We start from the raw sequence: 6,569 nt of genomic DNA on the forward strand, positions 1-6,569 counted from the left end.
CTTGATGTACGCTTATCGTTTGTTGTCTTCTTTCTCTTTAACGGTGCTCACTGTATCAGCAGGGTTTACTGTAATCGCATCATTGCCGCCATTGCGCTCCGGTTTACTCGTTGTAATGGGGTCCAGATAATACGCGGATGCATAGCCTTTCTTCCGGCGCACAATAATGAACGTAACCGCTCCAATAATAAGGAGCAAAGCGAGTACTTGAGAAATTCTAATGTTGCCATAAGCAGGATCAAGATAACCTTGCTTGAATAAAGCCTCCATAGGCGTCCATAGTCCATTAATTAATGATGCTAGCCACGATGGTCCTCTGAATGCCAAGCTGTCCGTACGCAGCGCTTCAATAAAGAAACGCCCAATGGAATACCATATGAAATAGCTGGCTGTCAGCTCACCCGCACGCAAAAATCGTTGACGGCGCAATACGAACAAAACTATAAGACCAACTAAACTCCAGATGGATTCGTACAGAAAGGCAGGATGGCGATATACGCCTTCAATGAGCATTTGATCTACGATAAAGGATGGCAAATGAAGCGTATTACGCAGGAATGTTTCGCTTACCTCACCGCCGTAAGCCTCCTGGTTCATGAAATTGCCCCAGCGTCCGATCATTTGTCCAACTAGCATACCTGGAATCGCAATATCGACAAGTCTCCAGAATTTATAGCCTTTGTAACGGAAATAGAAGAACCCGCATATGAACGCCCCAATAATAGCGCCATAAATAGCAATTCCGCCATTCCAAATTTTGAATACATCAATCAAATTTCCTTTATAGTCATCCCACTTGAACGCCACATAGTAAATACGCGCACCAATGATCGCTGAAGGCACGCCGAGAAGCAGCAGATCCATAAATAAATCCGGTTTAATACCGAAGCGCTTGCCTTCCTGCACAGCGAGCAGCAAACCAACAAGCGCTGCCGCTCCAAGAATAATGCCATACCAATGCACATCAAGCGATCCTAGACTGAAGGCGATTGGATTAAGTTGCAATGTCTTCATTCTTTTATATCCCCTTTAGATTCAATCGTATTCATCCATATCATCTGCAATGGTTTCCGTTAGCTTGTTCGTGAATTGAAGAGCGGCGTTGTAGCCCATTCGCTTCAAGCGGAAGTTCATGGCCGCTACTTCTATAATAACCGCTAAGTTCCGCCCTGGACGTACCGGCACTGTGACAAGCGGTATGTCTGTATCAATAATGCGCGTCGTTTCCTCATCTAGTCCGAGTCGGTCATATTGCTTGTCCTGCTGCCAATTTTCCAGCTTGATGACAAGACCGATGCGTTTCTGCGTACGCACAGCACCTGCTCCGAACAGCGTCATGACATTGATAATGCCAAGGCCTCTAATTTCAAGCAAGTGACGTATGAGCTCCGGCGCACTGCCATGCAACTGAGCATCAGAGGTTTGCATTAGCTCTACTGCGTCGTCAGCAACAAGCCGATGTCCACGCTTGACAAGCTCAAGCGCTGTTTCGCTTTTACCAATTCCGCTCCCGCCCGTAATAAGCATACCTACACCATATACATCAACAAGCACGCCATGGATTGTTGCAGTAGGCGCAAGTTTTCTTTCTAAGAAATCTGTAATCCGACTGGATAGAATCGTCGTCGCAATTTGGCTGCGCAGCAGCGGAATTTGTGTCACATTACATTGCTCAACAAGCTCCTGCGGCGCTTCAAGTCCTCTGGTCAGAATGATGCACGGCGTATCTTCATTGCATAGCCGCACCATCCGATCCTTCCGTTCCTCACTGTCAAGCATGTTCAAGAACGAAATTTCTGTACGACCTAACAGCTGCACACGCTCACTCGGATGGTAATGGAAATAACCAGCCATCTCTAGACCAGGACGATATAAATCATCAACCGTAATTGCACGTTTCATTCCGTCCTCGCCAGCAATAATTTCGAGCTGGAACTGTTTAACAAGCTCAGATACTTTCACTTTCTTCGGCATCGCTTTAGCCTCCCTCATATGACAGCTGCGTATATGTATGTATGTTTTTTTCCAATGTCTTCATCGTAAAGGAAAACGACTGCGAACGCAACGTTTGCTCCATGTGACGCCCTGCCAATAAAGGACAAAAAAAGAACAGCCGGATAGTCCGACCGTTCTCTCTCCATACTATTTATTAAGCTTCAAAAATGTTAAGTTCTGTCGCTTTGTCAAACAAATGTACTTTGTTCATATCAAGCGCAAGCTTAACGCTTGTGCCATCACGTAGACCAGAACGGCCATCAACACGTGCGATAACTGTTTCAGTGCCGATACCGTTCAGGTATAGGTACATTTCGTGACCAAGGTTCTCAGCAACCTCAACATTTGCGTTCACAATTGTTTGTGGTGATGCTTCAAGGAATACTGGCTCTTCGTGAAGATCTTCTGGACGAATACCCAGAACCACTTCTTTGCCGATATAGCCTTTCGAACGAAGCGATGCAGCTTTACCTTCTGGAACAACTACGTCAACGCCGCTTGCTTTGAAGCGAAGCGCGCCGCCTTGCTCTGTAAGCGAACCGCTGATGAAGTTCATCGAAGGAGCGCCGATAAAGCCAGCTACGAAGATGTTTACAGGGTGGTTGTAAAGCTCTTCTGGAGAAGCTGTTTGTTGAATGAAGCCGTCTTTCATAACAACGATACGGTCACCCATTGTCATTGCTTCGATTTGGTCATGCGTTACGTAGATAGTTGTTGTTTCAAGACGTTTTGTAAGCTTGCTGATCTCAGCACGCATTTGTCCACGAAGTTTCGCGTCCAAGTTGGAAAGCGGCTCATCCATCAAGAATACTTGCGGCTCACGAACGATTGCGCGTCCTAGAGCGACACGTTGACGTTGACCACCGGAAAGTGCTTTTGGCTTACGATCTAGCAAATGCTCGATATCTAGAATTTTAGCAGCTTCACGAACACGTTTGTCGATGTCTGCTTTTTTGAATTTACGAAGTTTAAGGCCGAAAGCCATGTTTTGGTAAACGTTCATGTGCGGGTACAACGCGTAGGATTGGAATACCATCGCGATGTCGCGGTCTTTAGGAGCAACGTCATTCACAAGGCGATCGCCGATGAACAATTTGCCTTCAGAAATTTCTTCAAGGCCTGCAATCATACGAAGAGTAGTCGATTTACCGCAACCAGATGGTCCGACCAATACGAGAAACTCTTTGTCTTTAATATCTAAGTTAACGTCAGTAACCGATGCTTTGTCAGTACCCGGGTATTTTTTGTAAATGCCTTCTAAACGTACGCCTGCCATGATAATTTTCCCCCTAGAAAGAAATTTCGATATGCCTATATCTTATCCCACCAAGGAGCTTGTGACTATGCACAAACTTTACAAAAAAACTAATTTCTTTTCGTAACTTTGTACAATAGCAATATAATTTTGACTAGAACTGCATCACGGAACTGGCGTACATCAAGACCTGTTTCTTGTTTAAGCTTGTCTAAGCGGTATAATAACGTATTACGATGAATGTATAATTTCTTGGCCGTCTCACTAACATTGCAATCGAGTGTGAAAAAAGTCTCAAGCGTACTGAGCATTTCAGACTCAACGAACAGGTCTGCTCTTTTCAAAGACTGCTCCAAATATTTGGCTCGCTGTAATTCTGGGATGGCATTCAACAGCCGCTCCAATTGCAGCATCCACGGCAAATGAATATTCGTTCCGACATGAAATTTCCTTCCGAGATTAATCGTTTCCCGTAAGAGCATAGTCGTCTCAATCATCCCTTTAGCCGGAGAAGCTGGATGAGCGACCGCAAGATGACATTCGCCAATCCACTCGCTCGCAAGCATCTCATGCAACCCAAGTCCGATCGATGCCAAACTCTCCTCAAGCGACTCTTCCTCTTGCTCATCGAAAGTATCCGAGTCCTCATCCCTCAATAATGACATAGAGCCCCAGATCAACCATTCTTGACCCTTAAGCGGTATAAGCAAAATGTCGTCTGACATAAAGGATCGAAGCAACTTTTCTAAATCGGCGTATGTAGCTTGCTCAGTACCTTGTTGCTCGGTAACAAGAAGAAACGGAATCATCTCATTAAACAAACGACTGCCAACGGTTAAATGATCTGGCAGCGAATAGGCTGGCTCGTCGGCTTCAAGCTGCTTTTGTATCCAATCGCTAAGCTTTAGCGCCTGTCGTTCCGTTTCTGAGAGCGCAGCGCTCTTCTTCTCCGTCAAGGTACTCCCGTTCAACTGCAGGGTCCAGCTAATCAACTCTTTCTCTTTGTCTGCAAGAGCAAATCGATTGAGTTCAAGCAGGCTGACTTCATACTCATTAGAGGAAATAACGATCCATGTATGGTTATCTTTTTCTACACGCTGGCCTTCTATAGAAGAAGACGTTGTATGCTCGCCTAGCCACAGATCGTCAGCATCGCTTATTAATGCTTTCCACTCCGTAAGTGATTTCGTAACAGCATGTACCGGACAGTTCAAAATGTACTCCAGCGGCTTCAACCAATCTGTCGTGCTCATTTCTCTATCTCCAATCTCCATAAGCATTAGCAGCTATGCGGCAGCCTCATCTGGAAAACCGCGCGAAGGATCTTTTAGCAGCTCTATATCAGCGGTTTAATGTGTAAAAAAAGCTTATTCGTCCATCGATATAGAATAACGCTTTTCCCCGTCATTGTACCACATAGGCCTCGTTAATTCAGCTTATAGCAAGTAAAAGTATAATTGATAGCAATGCGAACAACGCCGCTATCAAATATAAGAATGATACGGTTTGCACTTGGCTAAGGCCCCACTTCATCAATAAATGATGGGTATGCAGCTTATCTGCACGATGCAAGCCCTTGCCGCTAATTAATCTTCTTAGCATGACGTAGACCGTATCAAAGATGGGGAGGCCAAGCGCTAGCAGTGGAACAAGCAGCGTGATGAAGGTAGCTCTTTTGAACGTCCCGTCCACAGCGATGACTGCAAGCGTATAACCGAGAAAGGTTGCACCGGCATCACCCATAAATATACGTGCAGGATAGAAATTGTGTACAAGAAACCCAAAACATGCCCCCGCCAAAATGATCGCAAGTATGGCTGTGCTCGGCTGGCCTTTAATCATCGCAATGATTAGTAGCGTCAGCGCCGACAACGTACTTACACCCGAGGCTAGACCGTCAACGCCGTCAATGAAATTAATCATATTGATCAAAGCGAATACCCATATCATAGTCGTTAGCCATGAAACCCAGTCGGGAAACGAAATAAACAGGCTTGTGAATGGATTCGCTATACCTGCGATATTAATATGAAATAATGTGGGTATGGAGGCGGCGCCCAAATAAAGAATGACACGCGGCCATACGGGAAAATCTTTTCCCTTCGCTTTCGAAGCATCATCAAGAAGCCCAACCACAACGAGTATGGTTCCTCCAGTAACGATCGTCCATGTAAGTGGCGTGAAACCGATAAAAACAAACATAGCAATGACGCAGCCGACAAAAATAGCCGCTCCTCCCATCAGAGGAATCGGCTTATTGTGAATTTTCCTTTGATTGGGACGATCAACAAAGCCAAGGCGCAGCGCAAGGATTCGAAGCGGTGGTACGCTTGCAAATACAATCGCAAAGCTAATAAATGCCGCTAATCCGTATACCATTGCAACTACCCCTTTTTCTAATTAGTCATTCTGTGTATACATTGTTCCCTTATATCGTTAAAATACAAGAAAACATGCATCTCTGTTTGACCGATTTTCACATTCATGATACTATTTATTCAAAGTTTACTTATCGGATTAGTGTTACATCTGAATTATCGACCCTAAAACAGAGGAGCCTACTTATGCCGAATATCGTTATTATTTCTGGAAGCCCGAATACATCTTCCCGTTTGAACGGGATTACACAGTTTGTTGAGCAGCAGCTCCAAGAGAAAAGCCTAACCGTTGATACGATAACAGTTGTTTCTCTGCCTGCTGAGGATCTAATCCATGCACGTTTTGGCAGTCCAGCCATCGTAGAAGCTAATCAACTTGTAGCCAATGCAGATGCTGTTATTATCGCAAGTCCCGTATATAAAGCTTCTTTCACAGGTGTACTCAAAACTTTCCTTGATCTGCTTCCGCAGAAAGGACTTGATAAAAAAATCATCGTACCTCTGTTTATCGGCGGAACGATTGCACATCTTCTCTCTATTGATTATTCCCTCAAGCCCGTACTCGCATCCATGGGTGCCAGAATTTATGTTAGTGGCGTATACGCTGTTGATTCTCAAATTAATCGGATCCAGGAACCTAACGAGGCCCCCGTATTCGAAATTAATGAGGAGCTCACACTCCGTTTGGCGGAGACAGTCAATGAGCTGGTACAAGAACTTGAACTTCGCGGCAAATAAGCCTCTCATAACAAAAAAACGGTGGACATTCGCGCGAAATTTTCGCGCTTGTGTCCACCGTTTTTTGTGCTGAGAAAACAAAAAAACCGAAGATCGCGAGATCAACGGCTACGATGTTATATTTAGAAAAAAATGGTGAGTCATGTAGGATTCGAACCTACGACACCCTGATTAAAAGTCAGGTGCTCTACCAACTGAGCTAA

At 44.9% G+C, this 6,569-nt stretch carries 6 protein-coding genes; 1 reads left to right on the forward strand and 5 read right to left on the reverse strand.

Going from position 1 to position 6,569, the window contains the following annotated elements:
- Positions 1 to 12: 12 nt before the first annotated feature.
- The 5 genes from lgt to FGT79_RS29320 all read right to left on the reverse strand — a co-directional run bounded on the left by lgt (position 13) and on the right by FGT79_RS29320 (position 5,629).
- Complete coding sequence (lgt, locus tag FGT79_RS29300; RefSeq protein ID WP_138756362.1) at positions 13 to 1,014, reverse strand: prolipoprotein diacylglyceryl transferase; 1,002 nt, start codon at positions 1,012 to 1,014, stop codon at positions 13 to 15.
- Positions 1,015 to 1,035: 21 nt separating this feature from the next.
- Positions 1,036 to 1,974 carry an HPr(Ser) kinase/phosphatase gene (gene hprK / locus FGT79_RS29305; protein ID WP_138756363.1) on the reverse strand — a complete coding sequence of 313 codons (939 nt, stop codon included), beginning with the start codon at positions 1,972 to 1,974 and terminating at the stop codon, positions 1,036 to 1,038.
- Positions 1,975 to 2,149: 175 nt separating this feature from the next.
- Positions 2,150 to 3,271 carry an ABC transporter ATP-binding protein gene (locus tag FGT79_RS29310; protein ID WP_138756364.1) on the reverse strand — a complete coding sequence of 374 codons (1,122 nt, stop codon included), beginning with the start codon at positions 3,269 to 3,271 and terminating at the stop codon, positions 2,150 to 2,152.
- Between the two features lie 89 nt (positions 3,272 to 3,360).
- A complete protein-coding gene (locus FGT79_RS29315) occupies positions 3,361 to 4,503 on the reverse strand; it encodes a PucR family transcriptional regulator (RefSeq protein WP_138756365.1) in 1,143 nt (380 codons plus the stop codon).
- A gap of 178 nt (positions 4,504 to 4,681) precedes the next feature.
- On the reverse strand, positions 4,682 to 5,629 hold the full coding sequence (locus tag FGT79_RS29320; RefSeq protein ID WP_138756366.1) for a glycosyltransferase family 4 protein: 948 nt from the start codon (positions 5,627 to 5,629) through the stop codon (positions 4,682 to 4,684).
- Positions 5,630 to 5,814: 185 nt separating this feature from the next.
- Here FGT79_RS29320 and ssuE point away from each other — a divergent pair, with 185 nt between their 5' ends.
- Complete coding sequence (gene ssuE / locus FGT79_RS29325) at positions 5,815 to 6,366, forward strand: NADPH-dependent FMN reductase (RefSeq protein ID WP_138756367.1); 552 nt, start codon at positions 5,815 to 5,817, stop codon at positions 6,364 to 6,366.
- Positions 6,367 to 6,569: the final 203 nt, after the last annotated feature.

Source organism: Paenibacillus sinopodophylli (genome assembly GCF_005930355.1).
Taxonomy (GTDB): domain Bacteria; phylum Bacillota; class Bacilli; order Paenibacillales; family Paenibacillaceae; genus Pristimantibacillus; species Pristimantibacillus sinopodophylli.

What these genes read in the sequence shown, in the direction of transcription:
- lgt (WP_138756362.1), bottom strand. Translation starts at nt 1,014, where the DNA reads ATGAAGACATTGCAACTTAATCCAATCGCCTTCAGTCTAGGATCGCTT.
- hprK (WP_138756363.1), bottom strand. Translation starts at nt 1,974, where the DNA reads ATGCCGAAGAAAGTGAAAGTATCTGAGCTTGTTAAACAGTTCCAGCTC.
- FGT79_RS29310 (WP_138756364.1), bottom strand. Translation starts at nt 3,271, where the DNA reads ATGGCAGGCGTACGTTTAGAAGGCATTTACAAAAAATACCCGGGTACT.
- FGT79_RS29315 (WP_138756365.1), bottom strand. Translation starts at nt 4,503, where the DNA reads ATGAGCACGACAGATTGGTTGAAGCCGCTGGAGTACATTTTGAACTGT.
- FGT79_RS29320 (WP_138756366.1), bottom strand. Translation starts at nt 5,629, where the DNA reads ATGGTATACGGATTAGCGGCATTTATTAGCTTTGCGATTGTATTTGCA.
- ssuE (WP_138756367.1), top strand. Translation starts at nt 5,815, where the DNA reads ATGCCGAATATCGTTATTATTTCTGGAAGCCCGAATACATCTTCCCGT.